The sequence below is a fragment of the Arthrobacter sp. TmtSoilC79 genome, assembly GCF_059739405.1.
In genome coordinates, this window is record NZ_AP046051.1 from 4,292,048 (window position 1) to 4,308,274 (window position 16,227).

Annotated in this window: 20 protein-coding genes; 9 read left to right on the forward strand and 11 right to left on the reverse strand. The window is 63.9% G+C overall.

Features of this window, described 5'->3' with window-relative positions:
- The first annotated feature begins 23 nt into the window (after window positions 1-23).
- Window positions 24-1,796, forward strand: a complete 1,773-nt coding sequence (locus tag AC6JA3_RS19655; protein ID WP_431768448.1) for an ABC transporter ATP-binding protein — start codon at window positions 24-26, stop codon at window positions 1,794-1,796.
- Complete coding sequence (locus AC6JA3_RS19660) at window positions 1,793-3,547, forward strand: ABC transporter ATP-binding protein (protein WP_347782049.1); 1,755 nt, start codon at window positions 1,793-1,795, stop codon at window positions 3,545-3,547. The genes AC6JA3_RS19655 and AC6JA3_RS19660 overlap by 4 nt, the downstream gene beginning before the upstream one ends.
- 25 nt (window positions 3,548-3,572) lie before the next feature.
- On the opposite strand, the gene AC6JA3_RS19665 is transcribed toward AC6JA3_RS19660, so the two are convergent.
- Entirely contained in the window at window positions 3,573-4,445 is an 873-nt protein-coding gene (locus AC6JA3_RS19665) for a spermidine synthase (RefSeq protein WP_347782050.1), read from the reverse strand.
- Window positions 4,446-4,562: 117 nt separating this feature from the next.
- On the opposite strand from AC6JA3_RS19665, the gene AC6JA3_RS19670 reads away from it, so the two are divergent.
- The gene (locus AC6JA3_RS19670) at window positions 4,563-4,727 is read left to right on the forward strand and encodes a hypothetical protein (RefSeq protein ID WP_167332887.1); all 165 of its coding nucleotides are present in this window, start codon (window positions 4,563-4,565) and stop codon (window positions 4,725-4,727) included.
- A 25-nt stretch (window positions 4,728-4,752) separates the two neighbouring features.
- On the opposite strand, the gene AC6JA3_RS19675 is transcribed toward AC6JA3_RS19670, so the two are convergent.
- The 5 genes from AC6JA3_RS19675 to AC6JA3_RS19695 all read right to left on the reverse strand — a co-directional run bounded on the left by AC6JA3_RS19675 (window position 4,753) and on the right by AC6JA3_RS19695 (window position 8,471).
- Complete coding sequence (locus AC6JA3_RS19675) at window positions 4,753-5,592, reverse strand: sucrase ferredoxin (protein WP_347782051.1); 840 nt, start codon at window positions 5,590-5,592, stop codon at window positions 4,753-4,755.
- A 65-nt stretch (window positions 5,593-5,657) separates the two neighbouring features.
- Window positions 5,658-6,863, reverse strand: a complete 1,206-nt coding sequence (locus AC6JA3_RS19680) for a cupin domain-containing protein (RefSeq protein ID WP_431768449.1) — start codon at window positions 6,861-6,863, stop codon at window positions 5,658-5,660.
- 2 nt (window positions 6,864-6,865) lie between these two features.
- Window positions 6,866-7,195 (reverse strand): BatC protein, encoded by a 330-nt coding sequence (locus tag AC6JA3_RS19685; RefSeq protein ID WP_347782052.1) that lies wholly within the window; start codon window positions 7,193-7,195, stop codon window positions 6,866-6,868.
- Window positions 7,196-7,280: 85 nt separating this feature from the next.
- Window positions 7,281-7,796 carry a GNAT family N-acetyltransferase gene (locus AC6JA3_RS19690; protein WP_026542092.1) on the reverse strand — a complete coding sequence of 172 codons (516 nt, stop codon included), beginning with the start codon at window positions 7,794-7,796 and terminating at the stop codon, window positions 7,281-7,283.
- Between the two features lie 3 nt (window positions 7,797-7,799).
- The gene (locus tag AC6JA3_RS19695; RefSeq protein WP_347782053.1) at window positions 7,800-8,471 is read right to left on the reverse strand and encodes an O-methyltransferase; all 672 of its coding nucleotides are present in this window, start codon (window positions 8,469-8,471) and stop codon (window positions 7,800-7,802) included.
- 78 nt (window positions 8,472-8,549) lie between these two features.
- On the opposite strand from AC6JA3_RS19695, the gene AC6JA3_RS19700 reads away from it, so the two are divergent.
- Window positions 8,550-9,125, forward strand: coding sequence for a TetR/AcrR family transcriptional regulator (locus AC6JA3_RS19700; RefSeq protein WP_026542094.1), 576 nt, complete (start codon window positions 8,550-8,552; stop codon window positions 9,123-9,125).
- Window positions 9,126-9,198: 73 nt separating this feature from the next.
- Window positions 9,199-9,987, forward strand: a complete 789-nt coding sequence (locus AC6JA3_RS19705; protein WP_347782054.1) for an oxidoreductase — start codon at window positions 9,199-9,201, stop codon at window positions 9,985-9,987.
- A 60-nt stretch (window positions 9,988-10,047) separates the two neighbouring features.
- Here AC6JA3_RS19705 and AC6JA3_RS19710 read toward each other — a convergent pair whose 3' ends face one another.
- A complete protein-coding gene (locus AC6JA3_RS19710) occupies window positions 10,048-10,392 on the reverse strand; it encodes a thiamine-binding protein (protein WP_026542096.1) in 345 nt (114 codons plus the stop codon).
- Between the two features lie 92 nt (window positions 10,393-10,484).
- Here AC6JA3_RS19710 and AC6JA3_RS19715 point away from each other — a divergent pair, with 92 nt between their 5' ends.
- Both AC6JA3_RS19715 and AC6JA3_RS19720 read left to right on the forward strand, forming a co-directional pair.
- Window positions 10,485-11,114 carry a TetR/AcrR family transcriptional regulator gene (locus AC6JA3_RS19715; protein WP_347782055.1) on the forward strand — a complete coding sequence of 210 codons (630 nt, stop codon included), beginning with the start codon at window positions 10,485-10,487 and terminating at the stop codon, window positions 11,112-11,114.
- Between the two features lie 72 nt (window positions 11,115-11,186).
- Window positions 11,187-11,810: a DUF5684 domain-containing protein gene (locus tag AC6JA3_RS19720; protein WP_347782056.1), complete on the forward strand. Its 624-nt coding sequence runs from the start codon at window positions 11,187-11,189 to the stop codon at window positions 11,808-11,810.
- Window positions 11,811-11,855: 45 nt separating this feature from the next.
- Here the strand turns inward: AC6JA3_RS19720 and AC6JA3_RS19725 are convergent, their stop codons facing one another.
- From AC6JA3_RS19725 to AC6JA3_RS19740, 4 genes are read right to left on the reverse strand one after another with little or no spacing between them, the layout of a single operon-like run.
- Window positions 11,856-12,167: an AzlD domain-containing protein gene (locus AC6JA3_RS19725; RefSeq protein ID WP_026542098.1), complete on the reverse strand. Its 312-nt coding sequence runs from the start codon at window positions 12,165-12,167 to the stop codon at window positions 11,856-11,858.
- A complete protein-coding gene (locus AC6JA3_RS19730; RefSeq protein WP_347782057.1) occupies window positions 12,164-12,922 on the reverse strand; it encodes an AzlC family ABC transporter permease in 759 nt (252 codons plus the stop codon). The genes AC6JA3_RS19725 and AC6JA3_RS19730 overlap by 4 nt, the downstream gene beginning before the upstream one ends.
- Window positions 12,919-13,353, reverse strand: coding sequence for a DoxX-related protein (locus AC6JA3_RS19735; RefSeq protein WP_026547445.1), 435 nt, complete (start codon window positions 13,351-13,353; stop codon window positions 12,919-12,921). The genes AC6JA3_RS19730 and AC6JA3_RS19735 overlap by 4 nt, the downstream gene beginning before the upstream one ends.
- Before the next feature lie 36 nt (window positions 13,354-13,389).
- Window positions 13,390-14,277, reverse strand: a complete 888-nt coding sequence (locus AC6JA3_RS19740) for a glycerophosphodiester phosphodiesterase (protein WP_347782058.1) — start codon at window positions 14,275-14,277, stop codon at window positions 13,390-13,392.
- Between the two features lie 50 nt (window positions 14,278-14,327).
- Between AC6JA3_RS19740 and AC6JA3_RS19745 the strand changes: the two genes are divergently transcribed.
- Together AC6JA3_RS19745 and AC6JA3_RS19750 are read left to right on the forward strand one after the other, a co-directional pair.
- Window positions 14,328-15,737: a DUF445 domain-containing protein gene (locus tag AC6JA3_RS19745; protein WP_347782059.1), complete on the forward strand. Its 1,410-nt coding sequence runs from the start codon at window positions 14,328-14,330 to the stop codon at window positions 15,735-15,737.
- A 50-nt stretch (window positions 15,738-15,787) separates the two neighbouring features.
- The gene (locus AC6JA3_RS19750; protein WP_091552669.1) at window positions 15,788-16,216 is read left to right on the forward strand and encodes a VOC family protein; all 429 of its coding nucleotides are present in this window, start codon (window positions 15,788-15,790) and stop codon (window positions 16,214-16,216) included.
- Window positions 16,217-16,227 lie beyond the last annotated feature (11 nt).

Below are 16,227 nucleotides of genomic sequence, written 5' to 3' on the forward strand. Positions count from 1 at the left end.
CTTGAAGTTAGGTGAGCCTTACTATGGTAAGCATGCCCTCCCGTTCCGCCATTCCGCCCTGCCCGCCCGGGCGCAACAAACAAGCACCCTGGAAAGCGTCCCGCCTCTTCAGGTTCACGTTGTTCGCCAACGGCCGTTGGAAGCTCTTGGTGGCTGGTTGCGCCGGACTCGCCCTTCACCAGGTCAGCGAGGCTCTGGTGCCGGCAACCATTGGCGCCGCGGTGGACAACGCGATTGAACCCAACGACGCCGGAGCCCTCCTGGGATGGCTGGGCGCCTTGGCCGCGGTGTTCGTGGTACTTGCACTCTCCTGGCGCTTCGGCACCCTGGCCACGGAACGTGCCTTCAATTACGGCTCGCACGACCTCCGCCAGTTGGTGGTGGAGCGGACCCTGCATCCCCGTGGAATGGCTGCCCGGCGCGCCCCCGGCGAAATCGTGGCGATTGCCTCTTCGGACGCCGACAGGGTGGCCGGACTGGCCTGGCTGATCAGCGGCGCCCTTGCTGCAGTGGCCGGTGTGGTGACCTCCGCCGTCACCCTCCTGCTCATTTCCGTCCCGCTGGGCCTTGCCGTCCTGGTGGCCACCCCGATCGTGCTCCTGGTGATGCACCGGCTGACCAAGCCCTTGGAAATCCGCAGCGACGTGGAGCAGTCCACGGCAGCCCGTGCCGGCGCGCTGGCCACGGATTTCATCACCGGCTCCCGCCCACTCAAAGGCCTGGGCGCGGAAGATGCCGCCTTGGCCCGCTACCGCAATGCGAGCCGGACGTCGCTGGCGTCCGCCTTGAAAGCAATCCGTGCAAAATCCGCCTACACAGGTGCAAGCACGGCCCTGTCGGCAGCGTTCCTGGCGGGCATCGCGTTCTTCGCGGCCTGGTTCGCGCTCCAGGGAAGCATCACGGTGGGCCAACTGGTAGCCGTTGTTGGTGTGGCCCAGTTTGTTCAGGGACCCATGACCTGGCTGGGATTCCTCAGCGTTGAACTCGCCCGCAAACGGGCCTCCGCGGCACGCATCGCAGTCCTGCTCGAGGAACCGGACGCGGTACCCGCCACCAGTTCCAGCACGACGACGTCCGCCGGGTCCGCGGCCCAGCCCACCTCCCCCGGACAGCCAGTCCCGCTCCTTGAACTCTTCGACACCCCGGAAAACAACGGATTCCCGCCGTTCACTGCCTCTCCCGGTGAAATCGTGGGTGTCGTTCTTCCCGACAGTTCCCAGGCCCGGCGCTTGGTGGACACACTCGGCTTCCGAACGCCGGCTCCCCGCGGCGTCGTGTCCATCCAGGGCCGCGATGCCGCGGACCTGGACCCCCTGGACGTCCGTGCCAAAGTCTTTGCCGACAGCCACGAGGGCGTACTTTTCCGGGGCAGCGTCCGCCACAACGTCGCAGCAGCCGGCACCCAACTGCAGGAACGGGCCATGGCGGCGGCCGCCGTCGGGGACTTTGTTTCGCAACTTCCGGAAGGCACCGAAACCGTTCTTTCCGGACATGGCCAAAGCCTGTCCGGCGGGCAGCGGCAGCGGCTGGTGCTGGGGCGCTCCCTGCACCAGCGGCAACCGGTGCTGGTCCTGCACGACCCCACCACCGCCGTCGATACCGCCACCGAAGCCGTCATTGCCGAGGGTCTCCGAAATTTCCCGGACAAAGCCCTGGTGTTGGTCACCACGAGCCCCACGCTGCTGGCCGTGTGCCACCGCGTGGTGGTGGGCCGCGCCGATGGGCCACCGGAAACAGGAACCCACCGGGAGTTGCTCGCGGCATCGGCCGGCTACCGCGAGGTGGTGGGCTCATGAGTGCCGGGATCCTCCCAATTGCCAGCCCGCGCGAGACCCGGAAGGCCATGTGGCGCCTGCTGGCGCAACGGCCCGGCAGGCTCGCCCTGACCATCCTGGTGTTGCTGGCGGCGTCCTGCTGTGGTTTGGCCGCCCCGGCAATCCTGGGGGTGATGGTCAATATCGCAGCATCCGGCGGAGACGTCATGTCCCTGCTGTGGCTGGCCATCGGGCTTTTGGTAGCTGGCGGCCTGGGTGCGTTGCTGGGCATTCTGGGCCAGAACCTGCTCGCCCGGATCTGTGAGGAAGCCCTCGCCGGCCTGCGCGAGGAAGTGTTTGCGGCCGCCATCCGCAAACCACTGGCACAGTTGGAAAAGGCGGGGATCGGCGACGTCGTGGCCCGGGTATCCGGCGACGTGGAAGCCGTCAGCGAAGCAATCTCGGGGGTGCTGCCGGCGTTCACCAGCGCGGCCTTCACCATCGGAGTGACCTTGCTGGGCTTGGGCGTCATCGACTGGCGCTTTGCCGTGGCCGTTCTCATTGTTGCGCCGCTGCAAATCTTCACCCTGCGCTGGTTCCTCAAGCGGACCGCGCCTATTTACCGCACCGTGCGGATCACCGAGGCCAACCGGACCGAGCAGATCATCGAAACCGTCCACGGTTCACCGTCCGTCCTGGCCTTGGGCCTGGGCCCCCACCATGCCGGATTGGTGGCAGCAGCCTCACACGAGAACATCGGCCATTCGCTGTACGGCGTGGGTTTCCTGACCAGGTTCTACAACCGCCTCAACCTTGCCGAACTGATTGGATTGTCCGCGGTGTTGGCGGTGGGATTCTGGCTTCACGCCGAAGGTGCCGTGACCATTGGAGCAGCCACGGCGGCGGCCTTGTACTTCTACCGGCTGTTCGATCCGATCGGGCTGGTCCTGGGCCAGTTCGACGAGCTCCAGAAGGCTGCCGCCGGATTGGGCCGCATGTTCGGGCTGACCATGAGTGCAGGATCACCCACCACGCCAGTGCCCTCCGCAGCAGCTGACTCCGGGATCATGGTGGAGAACGTCACCTTCGCCTATCCCGGCCAGCGGCCCGCGCTCCAGGAAGTCTCGCTGACGGTCCGCCCTGGCGAGCGCGTTGCGATCGTGGGGACCTCAGGCGCCGGTAAAACCACCTTGGCCAAGATCATCATGGGCCTGGAACACCCCGAGACAGGGACGGTCCGGGTGGGTGGGCTCGATTCCGTCCGCTCGGCAACGGAAGACCTGCATTCGCGGATCGCCATGGTCAGCCAGGAGGTGCATGTCTTCTCCGGCACGCTGGCCGAGGACCTCAGGCTCGCCAAAGAGGACGCTTCCAACGAGGAACTTTCCCATGCCCTGAAGGCTGTCGGGGCCACTTGGGTTGAAGCGCTCGACGACGGACTGGAGACTTCCGTAGGCGCCGGCGGCCATCAGCTCACGCCCGAGCAGGCGCAGCAACTGGCCCTGGCCCGGCTCATGCTCAAGGATCCGCCCATCGCAGTCCTCGACGAAGCCACTGCTGAAGCGGGAACCGGCTCGGCAGTCTTGCTGGACCGGGCTGCAGAGGCTGCGTTGGCGGGCCGGACGTCAGTGGTGATCGCGCACCGTTTGTCCCAGGCTGCCTCCGCGGACACCGTCGTGGTGATGGACCACGGGATGATCATCGAGTCCGGCCCGCATCAGCAGTTGCTGGCCACCGGAGGCAGGTACGCCACGTTGTGGGATGCCTGGAACAGCTCACTGAGCCGGAATTGACGTGGAGTTTTTGTAGTGCAGTAGCTCACCCCTGGGGGTCGTGCCGCACGGGGGTTCCTTTGGCGAATGCGCGCACTTTGGCGTCGTCCCAGATGTGCGCCGGAACTCCGCCTCCCAGGAGCCGGCGGGCCAATGTGGGGTCGTCGCCGAAAGGCGCATGGCTGCCGGCCATGATCATGTTGCCGTAGCGTCGCCCCTTGAGCATGGCGGGGTCGGCGATGATCATGGTGTGCTCAAACGTGTCCGCGATGGTGGCAGCATCGGCCCGGGCATTCTTGAGGTCAGGCGCATCCCCTGAATTGACCACGTACAGTCCGTCGGCTGCCAGGACAGCATCGGCATGCGCCGTGAACTCACGGGTGGTCAGTGCACGGGGCGTGAAGGCGCCGGCAAAGACATCGCGGATGATGAGGTCCCTGGTATCCGGAGTGAGGGATTCAGTGACTTGGCGGGCTTCGCCCACACGGAGCCTTAACAACGGTGCTTTGGGGAGGTCGAACCACCCGCGTACGTAATCGGCCAGCTTGCCATCGAGCTCCACCACGACCTGCCGCGCTTCGGGGTAGGCGGCGTGGAAGTAGCGGGCTATGGAGCACGCTCCCCCACCAAGGTGCAGTGCGCGCAGCTTCGGTTTCTGCTCGCGCGGCCACCGCGATTCCACTAAGGCGGCAATCCAGCGCATGTATTCAAAGTCCAGGAACAGGGGATCTGCGAGGTCGATGTGCGAGCTCATGACGCCATTGATCTTCAGCAGCCAGCCGTTGGAGTTGTCCTGGTCCGGGATGAGTTCGCAGTCGCCGGTATCGATATAGTAGACCCCCGCCACTGGACCGTCAGGGCGGGCGCCGGAAGGCACCTCGACGACTCCCGCCGTCGACCTTTTACCGCGTTTCGCCACTACTTCCGCCCCATCCGAGTCATGCGTCAAGCCTAGTGGAGCGACACATTTCCCCTAACTTCGCCTCAACACTAAGGGTACTTATGATTTGATGGGATTGGGTCCTATGATCTCTACATGGGTCTCGGAGAAACAGTGTGGGCGGAGGTGCTGACGGTGGCGGTAGCGTGGCTGACCGTCGTTTGCCTCATGCTGGCGCGGGTGCCCAAACCTCCGGGCCTCCTGGATCCACCACTTGATATGGATCCGTCCGACGACCCCGAATCCCGCCAAGCTCCCTAAGTGCTCCCTACCGCGGCAAGGTGCCTCACGCACTCCGGATGGAGGTTGGCTGGTAGATCACCACCGAGCCCTCCACCGCTGCCCGGCACGTCAACTGGCGCTGCGGTGTGCGCAGTGCGCGCAGTTCCACCTCGATACGTGCCGGATGGGGCGGCCGGCCATCGATGTGGATGAGCCACTGATCGCCCTCACGCAAGGCCTGCGTGACCACGTAATCATGCCTGCCGGCGGGCCCGAACTCTCCCAGTGCGGCCGCGACTGCTGCCTGCTGCGGCGGCAGGAGATCCGTGTAGCCGCGTAAATACCGGGCATGGATACGGCCGGAAAGATGCTCCTCTATGGTGGTGACGGAAGTCCCGGCGTCGAGTCCTCCGTAATACACGCCGTCAGGGGCGACCACCGCATTGGCCGCGAACCTGTCACCGCCAACGTGGGAGCATTCCCACACCAGTTCAGGCCAGCGCTCACTCAGGGCAAGCCCCACCGGCCGCCCCCACACCGCGCAGCAAGGGTCGTGCTGGCCATGCGCGCAGACCAGGATGGCCGGCGGCAACCCCGTCCCACCGGGCAGGGCCAAGGCCGAAGCAATCTCCGCCAGGTCCTCGTCCCGCTCCCACGTTCCCCAATGCTGGCGATATGCGCCGGAACTTTCATGGCGAAGGACCGCCCAGCTGGCCACTCCGTGGCGGCGCCGGGGACCGGGCCGCCGCACCAGGAGGACCCGTGCATTCGCCGCCCGCGCCGCAGAGAGGACCATGGCTTTGGTTCCGGCATCGAGGTCAAGGCCTTCGAAGCCGCTGGGCGGCCACGCACCCCGGTACTCCACCAGGACCCACACCAAGGAAGGCGACGCCGTGCCCGCCATTGAGTCTCCGCGAATCCGGGCGTTTTCGGCGCAGAAGAAACGTCCTGTTGGGGCCACCGGCGACGTCACGGCTCAACGGGGATGAGAACGCCTGCGCGCAACAGCCTTTCGACGAGTTCTACGCCAAGATCAGCCGCAATGTGGTCCCCGCCCTCCAGCAGGCGCCGCACCGATGACAGGTGGTCATCATGGAAATCGAGCCACCCCACCCGGGTAGTGAGGCGTGAGTCCTCAAGCCGTGCTTCCAGTGCTTCCCGAAGCCGCACCACCGACTCCGGCCCCAAGCGCTCGATGGCCGCGAGCTGGGCCACCGGACCAAGCGGGGCAGGGCGTCCTTGTCCCCTCCGGGTGCGGTGGAAAAGGGACGTGGTGTCCGCTTCCATGACAGCAGCGGCGAACCGTTCGCGAACAGCAGCGATCTCTTCTTCGGGCCCGCCCACACCCAAAGGCAAAGATCGGCGCATGGCGGGATCCTCACCCAACGCTGCGAGCGCGGCCTGCGCCAAGTGTTCGGCCAGGGCATGGCGGGTCCAGTTATGGACTCCCAGTGTGAGATGGATGGAGACTTTGCCTTGGGCCTGCGCGGCGTGCAACCAGCCTCGGGGCAGATACAAGACGTCACCGGGTTCCAGGATTGTGTCTATGTACGCCTCATCCTTGGCGGCCTGGGCCACTGCGTCGCTGCGATCGGTCCAGGGTTGGCTGCGCAACGGGTCCTCATGGACCGGTTCATGGATGATCCAGCGCTTGGTTCCCTCGATCTGCAGCACGAAAACGTCATGGACGTCGTAGTGGTCATCGAAACCGCGGTTCTGCGGCGGCGTGATGTAGGCGTTGGCCTGCACAGGATGGCCGAGCTCGGTACTTAGCCGCGAACTGAAAGTCGCCACCGGGTCCCACGTGCGGTGGAGGGCCTGCAGGACCAAAGTGGCCCCGTCAGCAAATTTGCGCCACAACGCGGTGTCGTCAAGTTGATCGGAAATGGTGGCGCCCACCCCCGCCTGCGAAGTGAAGGAGGACTCGGGAAGGGTGGATCCTCCCTTGGCGACACGCAGGAACGGTGTCCGGAGCCCGCGGCGTGAAATCAGCTCGTCAACGGCGCTGCTTGAGAACACATCGGCGAAATCACTGACACCCCTGGTCAGCAAGGCCGTCCGCCCCCAGACATCACTGGCGAACTGCTCCCGGCCGATATCGATCAAACGTGTTTCCAGGACCCCGCCGCCTTTCACCGCGCCGGGGTCCTGGAAATCAGTATTGGCAGCGCTCAAATTCAGCTGCCTTGCTGCCCGGCGCCGCCGTCGGCACCACCGTCAGCTCCACCATCGGCACCACCGTCGGCACCACCGTCATGAGTGCCAGGGACGCCGTCCGCGCCACCGTCTGCGGGGCCTTCGGCACCACCATCAGCACCGCCGTCGGCACCACCGTCATGAGTGCCAGGGACGCCGTCCGCGCCACCGTCCGCGGGGCCTTCAGCGCCGCCATCAGCACCGCCATCAGCGCCGCCGTCGGCACCACCGTCATGGGTACCGGGGACGCCGTCCGCGCCACCGTCCGCGGGGCCTTCCTGCTGGCTTGGATCCTGCTCTGGAATAGACATGCTTCCTCCCGGGAATCGGACCGGGCGGACCTCGTCGACACCGCCCGTGATCACCCTATCCAGATGAGTCGGCTCTGGGAACAGTTCAGTGGGCGGGAACTTGCTGCAGCCCGGGACGGACCATCCGATGCTCCGGCAGCGAGTACCAGGATGGGTCACACAGCTGCCGCTTTCCGTCCGGCACAAATCCGTTGCGCCGGTAAAAGGCCTGGGCGCGGGGGTTGTCGTCCAGAACCCATAGGTATGCCGGACCATCGCCGATCAGGGCATCCACCAGTGACTGCCCGACTCCCCTGCCGTGGATTCGCTCCAGGGTGTAGAGCATGAACAGTTCGGTCCCACAGGGGCTGTCCTCATCCCTGCCCGGGCCCGCGGCGCCGAGGCCAACCAGGAAACCGTCGGGGTCGTGGGCCAACATCCGGGTGTGCCCCGCAGCGATGTAGTCCCGGTAGCGCCGGATGCGGTCGGGCAGCGCCGCTTCCTGTTTTTCAAAGAACTCGGGAGGCAGCAGGTGCCCGTAGCTTTCGCGCCACGATTGGACATGCATGAGCGCCATGGCCTCGGCGTCGTCCACCGTGGCTGGGCGAAGCGTGAAATCCATGCGCTACCTGACCCTCGCGATCGCGAATCCATCCCAGCCCTTGCTGCCCACGGTCTGGATGGCAGTGGCGTCCAGGCGTGGATCCTGGCCCATCATTTCCAAGACCTTCACGATTCCAGGCGCGTTCACCTCGTCCCGTCCGGGTTCAAGGATGGCACCGTCCCAGATGACGTTATCCACCACAATCACGGTGCCGGGATGCCCCAGCCGGATGGCCCAGTCGAGGTAGTTGGCGTCATTCTCCTTGTCAGCGTCAATGAAGACGAAGTCGAACGATTCCTGCCCGGCCAGTGCGGGAAGCGTGTCCAGCGCGGCGCCCACGCGGATGTCCACCTTGTGCCCTACCCCGGCAGCATCGACGTTGGCGCGCGCAACATCGGCGTGCTTGCGGAGGAATTCGCACGTGACAATCCGACCGTCGTCGGGCAGTCCTTGTGCCATCCAGATGCTGCTGAAACCCGCCAACGTCCCAATCTCCAGCACACGCCTGGCTCCAGAGACCTGCACGAGCATCCTGAGCAGCTTGCCAGCGTTGGGTGCCACTTCAATCGCCGGCATACCGGCCTCTACCGCGGACGTCAGGGCGCGCCGATGTGCAGGTTCAGGACGCACGACGACGTCGGTCAAGTAACGCTCGGCGTCAACCCAACCAGGCTCTGTCACGTGTTCAATCATGGCCCCCAGTCTTGCACTGGCGGCTTCGGCAGGAAACCCTTTTTGACCCGCTGGTCAAAAATGGCCTAGGCTGCGGACATGGGCCGGCCAAGAAGCTTCGACGACGAAAAAGTGATCTCCGACGCCATGGACGCGTTTTGGACCCACGGCTATGCGGCAACGTCGCCCGCAAAACTCGCCGAAGCCACCGGCATTGCCAAGGGGAGCCTCTACAACGCTTTCACGAGCAAGCGGGATCTCTTCGACCGTTGCCTCACCCTGTACCAAGACCAGATGATGCGCATGGCCCAGGAGTTGCTGGAGCACCCCGGAACCACCAAGGAGTGTCTTCGCGCGGCCCTTCGCACGATCGTTGACAATGACCTGGCGCAGGCCCATCCCCGCGGGTGCCTGATCGGCAACACTGCAGTAGAGCTCGCCGGGCAGGATCCGGCGCTGGCGGGCAAGCTCCGGCTGATGCAGGACGAATCGACCGGATGGTTTGCTGCTCGAATCCAAAGCGGCCAGCTCAAGGGAGACATTTCCCCCGACCGAGACGCGCAGGCCTTGGCCGAGCATCTGGCCACAACCCTGGCCGGCCTTCGAGTGATGGCCATGACGCACGACGCACCAACTCTCCATCGCGTCATCGACACCGCCCTGGCGGTCCTCTAGTTCTCACGGCAAAGCAAAATCTGCTGAAATTTACGCTAATTTTTGACCAACTGTTCCAGAAAAGGATAGGTGCATGGATTACTCACTCAACGGGAAAGTTGCTGTTGTCACTGGCGCGAGTCGTGGCATCGGGCTGGCTACGTCACGGGCATTGGCATCGGAGGGTGTCCGGGTAGTCGGGGCGGCCCGCACCATCAGCCCCGAACTTCGGGAGGTGTGCAGCCTTGGCGTCTCTGTCGACCTGTCCACGAGGACCGGAGCCCAGGAGTTGATCGACACGGCCTTGGCCAAAGAGGGCAGGGTGGACATCCTGGTCAACAACGTAGGCGCCGGGGACGCCAACAGCTTGAAGCTGGGCGGATTCCTCGATGCCGACGAGGATCAGTGGCAGAGATTGCTGGACCTCAACCTGCTCAGCGCGGTACGGACCTCACGCGCTGCCCTGCCAAGCATCGTGGAACACCAAGGCGTCATCGTCAACGTCTCGTCAATCAATGCGCGCATCCCTTCTACCGGCCCGGTCGGATACAGCGAGGCCAAGGCCGCTCTGACAGCATTCAGCAAACGGCTCAGCGAAGAATTCGGACCGCAGGGGGTACGGGTGAACACAGTCTCGCCTGGCCCCGTGGGCACTGGGCTTTGGCGTGATTCCGATGGCTTCGGAGCAAGGGTCGCCGAAATGTACGGGGCAACCCACGAAGAATTCCTCGAAGCAATGCCAGCGACGTTCGGCGTTGCCTCCGGGCGCATTGCGGAACCGGAAGACGTGGCGGCGTTCATCACGTTTCTGGCCTCGCCAATTGCGAACAGCATCATTGGCGCGGACCTGGTCATCGACGGCGGAACAATCAAAACCAGTTGAAACACGTGCCCGCATGATGCCGTGGCGCCTGACACGGCATCATGCGATGTTCACGGCGAACTAGATGTTTTCCTCTTCCGAACCGGCGATCGCCTCTTCGAGCCGCTCCACCTTGCCGGTCAGTTCGCCGCTGTACCCGGGCCGGATGTCAGCCTTGATCACCAGTGAGACACGGCTGCCGTAGCGGCCCACCGCTTCGGTGGCGCGCTTGACGACGTCGAACACCTCGTCCCATTCGCCTTCGATCGTGGTGAACATGGAGTCGGTCTGGTTGGGCAGTCCAGACTCGCGGACGATCTTGACGGCGGCAGCGACGGCGTCGTGGACCGAAGCGTCGGGGGTGGGTCCGCCGTTGGCGGCGGATGCGGGCTGGCCCGAAGGGGCGACTGAGAAGGCAAGCAACATAAAATCCAGTGTTTCACGTACTGGTTTGTCATATAACGGCCTACTCCCGCGTAACAAGAGGCCTTCGACGCTCCGTTGCTACCCTGACAAGCATGGAACAGCCCTCTGAACGCAAGCCCCTCAGGGCAGACGCCGCACGCAATGTGGACAAAATCATCACCGCCGCCCGGCAGTGCTTCCGGGAACACGGACCCGAAGTGCCCTTGCAGACCATTGCAGCCACTGCCGGAGTTGGCCCCGCAACGCTGTTCCGCAACTTCTCGGACAAAGAGCAGCTGGTCCTCGCAGCCTTGTCCCGCCAGCTGCGCCTGCACGTGGACCCCGTCGCCACTGCCGCCCTGGACGGCATGGATGCGGCAGAAGGACTCATCAACGTCATCGACGCCGTGATGCAGGTTGCCAGCGAAGACGCCAACCTCCTTGACGCCGTCGCAGGCCGCAGGGGCCTGCTGATCGGCATCACCCGTGGCATCATCGGCTCCATGGCCACACTGCTGGAGCGCGGACAAGGCCAAGGTTCCTTGCGGCGCGATATCACCATTGAGGATATGGTCCGGCTGGTAGCCATGTTGATCGGTGCCGTTGACACCATGGAGCCGGGCTCCGCTGCATGGAAGCGTCCTGTGGCCCTGATCGAAGATGCCATCCGGAGTGAGCGTCCGTCCCGGCCGCTGCCGGAGCAGTCCGGCATCCCCGGCGTGACTCTGACAGACGCTCCCTGACAGCAACGGCGGGCTCAGCATGGTGAGTCCTGCCCATCGCGGAAGCCTCGTCAGGGCACTAGGCTCGAACGCATGGTTATTCCCTTGAGCTCATACTCATCCAGCGGTTCCGAGTCCGCCGCAGCAGCCGGCCTTGTCCTGCTGCTCATGGTCATTTACTTCGCAGTGGTCTTCGCGATCGTTGGCGTGCTCTACATGGGAATGTTCACCAAAGCAGGGCGTCCAGCCTGGGCAGCTTTTGTTCCGGTCTACAACAGCATCAAGCTCATGGAAATCGCAGGTCGACCCTGGTACTGGTTCCTGTTGACCCTCATCCCGTTCGCCGGAATCTACTTCGGCATCGTGGCCCTGCACGATCTCTCCAAGTCATTCGGCAAGGACGCCGGATATACCGTGGGGCTGGTCCTGCTGCCCGTGGTCTTCGTACCCATGCTGTCCTATGGTTCGGCACCGTACCTGGGACCGGCAGCCGGACGGCAGTTCGTGGCTTACCCGCAGACTTATGGCCAGGGCTACGGACAAGGTCATGGGCAGCCGTACGCGCAGCCGGCTCCGCAGGGGTACGCGCAGGGATATGCGCAACCGCCAGCCCAGCAGTACAACGGTCAGCCGTTCAACGCCCAGCAGTTCAGTGGCCAGCAGTTCAGTGGCCAGCAACCGCCGGCCCAGCAGCCGGATGGCCAGCAGTACCGCTAGCCAGCAACGGCGGCCCCAGCAATCCCTCCGCCCAGCAGCGCTACTCTAACCCCACCCGAGCAACCTGAGGAGCGCCGCTGCAGCAGCGCCCGAGATGACCACCACCAGGAACGGTGCCCTAAGCCACAGCGCGACGGCGGCCGCCACCAAGGCGCCGATACGGGCGTCAAGGACGAGGCCCTGCCCGGAAGCAACGGCATTGACAACTGTCAGGGACGCCAGCAGTCCGATGGTCATGGTTCCGGCCACATGCATGATGCGGGGGCTCTCCAACAGCTTGGCCGGCACGAAGTAGCCCACCAATTTGGTGAGGTAGGCCAGTACGCAGGCAATCAGGATCCACAGCCACAGGCTCATTTGCTGTCCCCATGATCGTGGTGTCGCCTTGCTGCGTAAGGATCCAGGTCCGGCTCCAGCCCTTCGTCAACGCGTGCGTGGCTGAACCATCCGATAACACCGGCCACTACCGCTGCCACCAGGATGGGGACGCCCGAGGGGACAAAGGGCACGGCCAGGATGGTTGCCAAGGCGCACGCAGCAGCGATCGCCCAGGGTTCCCGGCCTTTCAACCGCGGCCACAACAAGGCCAAGAATGCTGCCACAGCGGCTCCGTCCAAACCCCACTGCTTGGGATCACCCATGGCATCACCGGCCAACGCGCCGATGGCGGTAAAGATATTCCAGAGAATGAATATACCGATTCCGGCGGTCCAAAAGCCGCGTCGTTGCTCATCGGGATCGGACTGGCCGGACGCCGTCGCGGTTGATTCGTCGATGGTGACATGCGCGGAGACGTAACGTTTCCAGCCGCCCGGACGGAGCATGGCGTTGATCTGCATACCGTAGATGCCATTGCGCAGGCCCAACAGGGCGCTGGCCGTCATGGCCGCCACCCCGGAACCGCCACCGGCCACCACACCTATGAAGGCAAACTGCGATCCACCGCTGAACAGCAACAGGCTCAGCACCATGGTTTGCCAAAAGTCGAACCCGGATGCCACGGACAGGGCTCCAAAAGACACCCCGTAAAGACCTGTGGCGATACTCAAGGACACGGCCACCTTGAACGCAGGTGACTCCCCCAGCTTCATGGGAGCGGCACTGCCGCTCATTTCCTAAGACTCCAGGACCACAGGATCAGCGGAATCTGCAAGGGCAGGCGGACAGTGTGGATACGCCGTTCGGCCGCCGTTCCGTTGGGGCCATAGGCGCGACGAAGCGCGTCAATATGCCCTGCAAGGAATGCAGTGAACATTGCCGTGGTGGCATCTGCCGCGGCCCGCCGCGTGGCGGGGACCAGGAGTCCTATGGCAACAGCGGCCTCGATCAGGCCCGAGGAGGCTACCCATTCCTCGCGGGACATCACGGCAAGGGGACCGTTTGGGCGGCTTCCAGGCTCGTCCTTGCGGCACAAGTAGTCGGGGACCACCGGGTAGTAGAACTTAGGCGTGCGGAAATGCTTCGCGGCGCTGGCCAGGAGCAGGGCGCTCAAAGCTACTGCGGACGTGGTTCGGGTTGCTTGTGCTGACCAGCGAAATGACATGTGACCACTCAATCACAAGCGCGGTGGCCCCCAAAGTCAGCTCGATACCATCAACTGTTTGAGTACCTGCGCCGGCTTGTTGGTGGTGATCTCATGGATGCCGAGGCCCTGGCACAAGGCCACATCCTTTTCCGAATCGACAGTCCACACGCGGAATATACGTCCGGCATCCAACCACCGTTGGACGTTGCGTGCGTGCTCCCTGATGTAGTCGATTCCCGGGCCTGCAATGACCGCTTCGCCTTCATCCAGAACACGTTCGGCCTCGAGCTGCGTGGCCCGCATGACGTTGGCCACCGCGCTGCCAGTCAGGAAGCCCAGCCCAAGTTCCTCCCGCAACTCTTTGACTGTGAAGTCGTCCACCAATTGGCAGATGTACTCCTTGGGGACGCTGCGGAGCAGCCGCTGGACGGAATCGGTATCAAAGCTCATAAAGGAGATCCTGATGTTCTCCAACCGTGAGTCCTCCGGGGTCCAGCCTTCTTCTTCCAGCAGGGCCAACACCCTGTCCTCGAGCTTGAGCCGGTACGGGCTTGGGTGCTTGAGCTCGATCGCCAAACCGATCTCCCGGCCCGCACCCCGCAGAATGTCCAACAATTCAGGCAACGTCAGGAATTGATCGGACACTCCCCCGTACGCCTCCGGAATGCGGGCACCCTTCCAGGAGGAGAAATCCAGGGACCGGAGCTCTTCCAAAGTGTGCTCGGCTACCGGGCCGGTTCCCGTGGACGTCCGGTCAAGGTCTGCATCGTGGAGGAGCACCACGTGCTGGTCGCGGGTCAAGTGGACATCGCACTCCACACCGTCGGCGCCGTCGGCAATGGCCTGCAAATAGGCAGCCCGCGTGTGCTCAGCGTAGGCCGCACTGGCGCCGCGGTGGGCATAGACCTTGGGCCGGCCCGGGGCGAAGTCGTCGCTGGTCATGCAAACACGGTAGCCCACCTCGCTGCATCTTCGGGGGCTACGCTGGGCTCATGCAGGTGAACTCTGAACAAATCCCAACTGAAGACCTCACCAACCCCCAACAGATGCCGGACCAGTCGCGTTCGGCAGGCTCGACCAGCCCAGATTCTGCACGCGCAGGTTCCGGTCGCGCAGGTTCCGGTCGCGCCAGGGGCGATTCCGCCGTCGTCGACCTCACAACAGGTGACTTGGAAAAGGCGGCCGCGCTGCGCCGGATGAAGCGGTTGGCCTTGGCGTTGCTGATCGGCATGGCGGTGATCTTTACCGTGGCGTTTGCGTTCCAGAAGCAGTTTCCGTGGCTGGAATATGTTCGTGCGGCAGCCGAAGGTGGCATGGTGGGCGCGTTGGCCGACTGGTTCGCCGTGACTGCCCTCTTCAAGTACCCCATGGGCCTGAAGATCCCGCACACGGCCATCATCCCGCGCCGCAAGGACCAGATTGGTGAATCACTCAGTGACTTTGTGGAGAGCAACTTCCTCTCCCAGGAGGTTGTGCAGGACAAGTTGGCCAGCATTGATATTGCCCGGAAGGCAGGCACCTGGTTGTCGGCGCCGGGTGGAGCCGAACGCGTTGCCAAGGAAGGCGGCGCGATCATCCGTGGCGCGTTCACCGTACTGAACGACGACGACGTGCAGGCAGTCATCGAAGGAATGGTCCGCAAGCATCTACTCGCTCCGCCGTGGGGACCGCCCGTGGGCAGGATGGCTGAACGGATCTTCGCCGACGGGCACCACCACACGTTGGTTGACCTGTTGGTTGACCGGGCCGCCGATTGGGTGGAGGCCAACCATGCCACGGTGAACAGGCTCGTCTCGGACCGTTCTCCTTTGTGGGTCCCGACGTTCGTGGACGGTCTGGTGGGTGACAGGGTGTACGTGGAACTCTCCAAGTTCGTCCGCGCCGTCCAGTCGGACCAGAACCATCAGGTGCGTCAGTCGATCGATGCCTACCTCACGGATCTGGCCCAGGACCTGCAACACGATCCCGCCATGATTGAGCGCGCCGAAAGCATCAAAGCCCAGATCCTTGGTGATCCCGAGGTCCGCGAGTTGGCATCCCGCACCTGGGGAACCGTCAAGACAGCGCTGCTCAACGCCGTCGATGATCCCGAGAGTGAACTGAGCCAGCGCTTCAAGGGTGCCGTCCGTGACTTCGGTACGCGGCTGGTCAACGACGACGAACTGGCCGGCAAGGTCAACGCGTGGATCGGAGACGCCGCAGGCTACCTGGTAAACACCTACCGCTCGGACATCGCAGGGGTCATCTCCGATACCGTGGCGCGTTGGGATGCCGAAGAGACGTCCCAGAAGATCGAACTGCAGGTGGGCAAGGACCTTCAGTACATCCGCATCAACGGCACCGTGGTTGGTGCCTTGGCCGGGCTGGCGATCTTCACGGTGGCACACCTGCTGTTCGGCTAGCAGCATCCGCGGTACTGGAGCTATCCTGCGAGCCTTGGTACCTTCAACGCATGCCCATCAAACTTGAAAACGTTGGTATTGCGGTACGGGACCTGGAAGAAACCATCTCCTTTTTCACCGACCTCGGCCTGACGGTCCTTGGCCGGGACACGGTCAGTGGTGAATGGGCAGACACCGCGGTAGGCCTGGATGGAAACCACGCAAAAATCGCCGTGCTCCAAACTCCGGACGGCAATGGGCAACTGGAACTCTTCGAGTACATCCACCCTGACGCGATCGAGACAAACCCCACGCTTCCCAACGAGATCGGCATGCACAGGGTGGCTTTCTCGGTGGACGACATCGATCAAGCCCTGGACATCGCCGCACAACACGGGTGCTACCCATTGCGCGGCGTGGCGAACTACCAGGGCGTTTACAAGCTCACCTACCTCCGCGGTCCCAGCGGGATCCTGGTCATGCTCGCGCAGAAGCTCTAAAGCGAATCCTG

Coding starts and splice junctions, on each gene's coding strand:
- AC6JA3_RS19655 (WP_431768448.1), top strand. CDS start 24: ATGGTAAGCATGCCCTCCCGTTCCGCCATTCCGCCCTGCCCGCCCGGG.
- AC6JA3_RS19660 (WP_347782049.1), top strand. CDS start 1,793: ATGAGTGCCGGGATCCTCCCAATTGCCAGCCCGCGCGAGACCCGGAAG.
- AC6JA3_RS19670 (WP_167332887.1), top strand. CDS start 4,563: ATGGGTCTCGGAGAAACAGTGTGGGCGGAGGTGCTGACGGTGGCGGTA.
- AC6JA3_RS19675 (WP_347782051.1), bottom strand. CDS start 5,592: ATGGCGGGCACGGCGTCGCCTTCCTTGGTGTGGGTCCTGGTGGAGTAC.
- AC6JA3_RS19685 (WP_347782052.1), bottom strand. CDS start 7,195: ATGTCTATTCCAGAGCAGGATCCAAGCCAGCAGGAAGGCCCCGCGGAC.
- AC6JA3_RS19690 (WP_026542092.1), bottom strand. CDS start 7,796: ATGGATTTCACGCTTCGCCCAGCCACGGTGGACGACGCCGAGGCCATG.
- AC6JA3_RS19695 (WP_347782053.1), bottom strand. CDS start 8,471: ATGATTGAACACGTGACAGAGCCTGGTTGGGTTGACGCCGAGCGTTAC.
- AC6JA3_RS19700 (WP_026542094.1), top strand. CDS start 8,550: ATGGGCCGGCCAAGAAGCTTCGACGACGAAAAAGTGATCTCCGACGCC.
- AC6JA3_RS19705 (WP_347782054.1), top strand. CDS start 9,199: ATGGATTACTCACTCAACGGGAAAGTTGCTGTTGTCACTGGCGCGAGT.
- AC6JA3_RS19710 (WP_026542096.1), bottom strand. CDS start 10,392: ATGTTGCTTGCCTTCTCAGTCGCCCCTTCGGGCCAGCCCGCATCCGCC.
- AC6JA3_RS19715 (WP_347782055.1), top strand. CDS start 10,485: ATGGAACAGCCCTCTGAACGCAAGCCCCTCAGGGCAGACGCCGCACGC.
- AC6JA3_RS19720 (WP_347782056.1), top strand. CDS start 11,187: ATGGTTATTCCCTTGAGCTCATACTCATCCAGCGGTTCCGAGTCCGCC.
- AC6JA3_RS19725 (WP_026542098.1), bottom strand. CDS start 12,167: ATGAGCCTGTGGCTGTGGATCCTGATTGCCTGCGTACTGGCCTACCTC.
- AC6JA3_RS19730 (WP_347782057.1), bottom strand. CDS start 12,922: ATGAGCGGCAGTGCCGCTCCCATGAAGCTGGGGGAGTCACCTGCGTTC.
- AC6JA3_RS19735 (WP_026547445.1), bottom strand. CDS start 13,353: ATGTCATTTCGCTGGTCAGCACAAGCAACCCGAACCACGTCCGCAGTA.
- AC6JA3_RS19740 (WP_347782058.1), bottom strand. CDS start 14,277: ATGACCAGCGACGACTTCGCCCCGGGCCGGCCCAAGGTCTATGCCCAC.
- AC6JA3_RS19745 (WP_347782059.1), top strand. CDS start 14,328: ATGCAGGTGAACTCTGAACAAATCCCAACTGAAGACCTCACCAACCCC.
- AC6JA3_RS19750 (WP_091552669.1), top strand. CDS start 15,788: ATGCCCATCAAACTTGAAAACGTTGGTATTGCGGTACGGGACCTGGAA.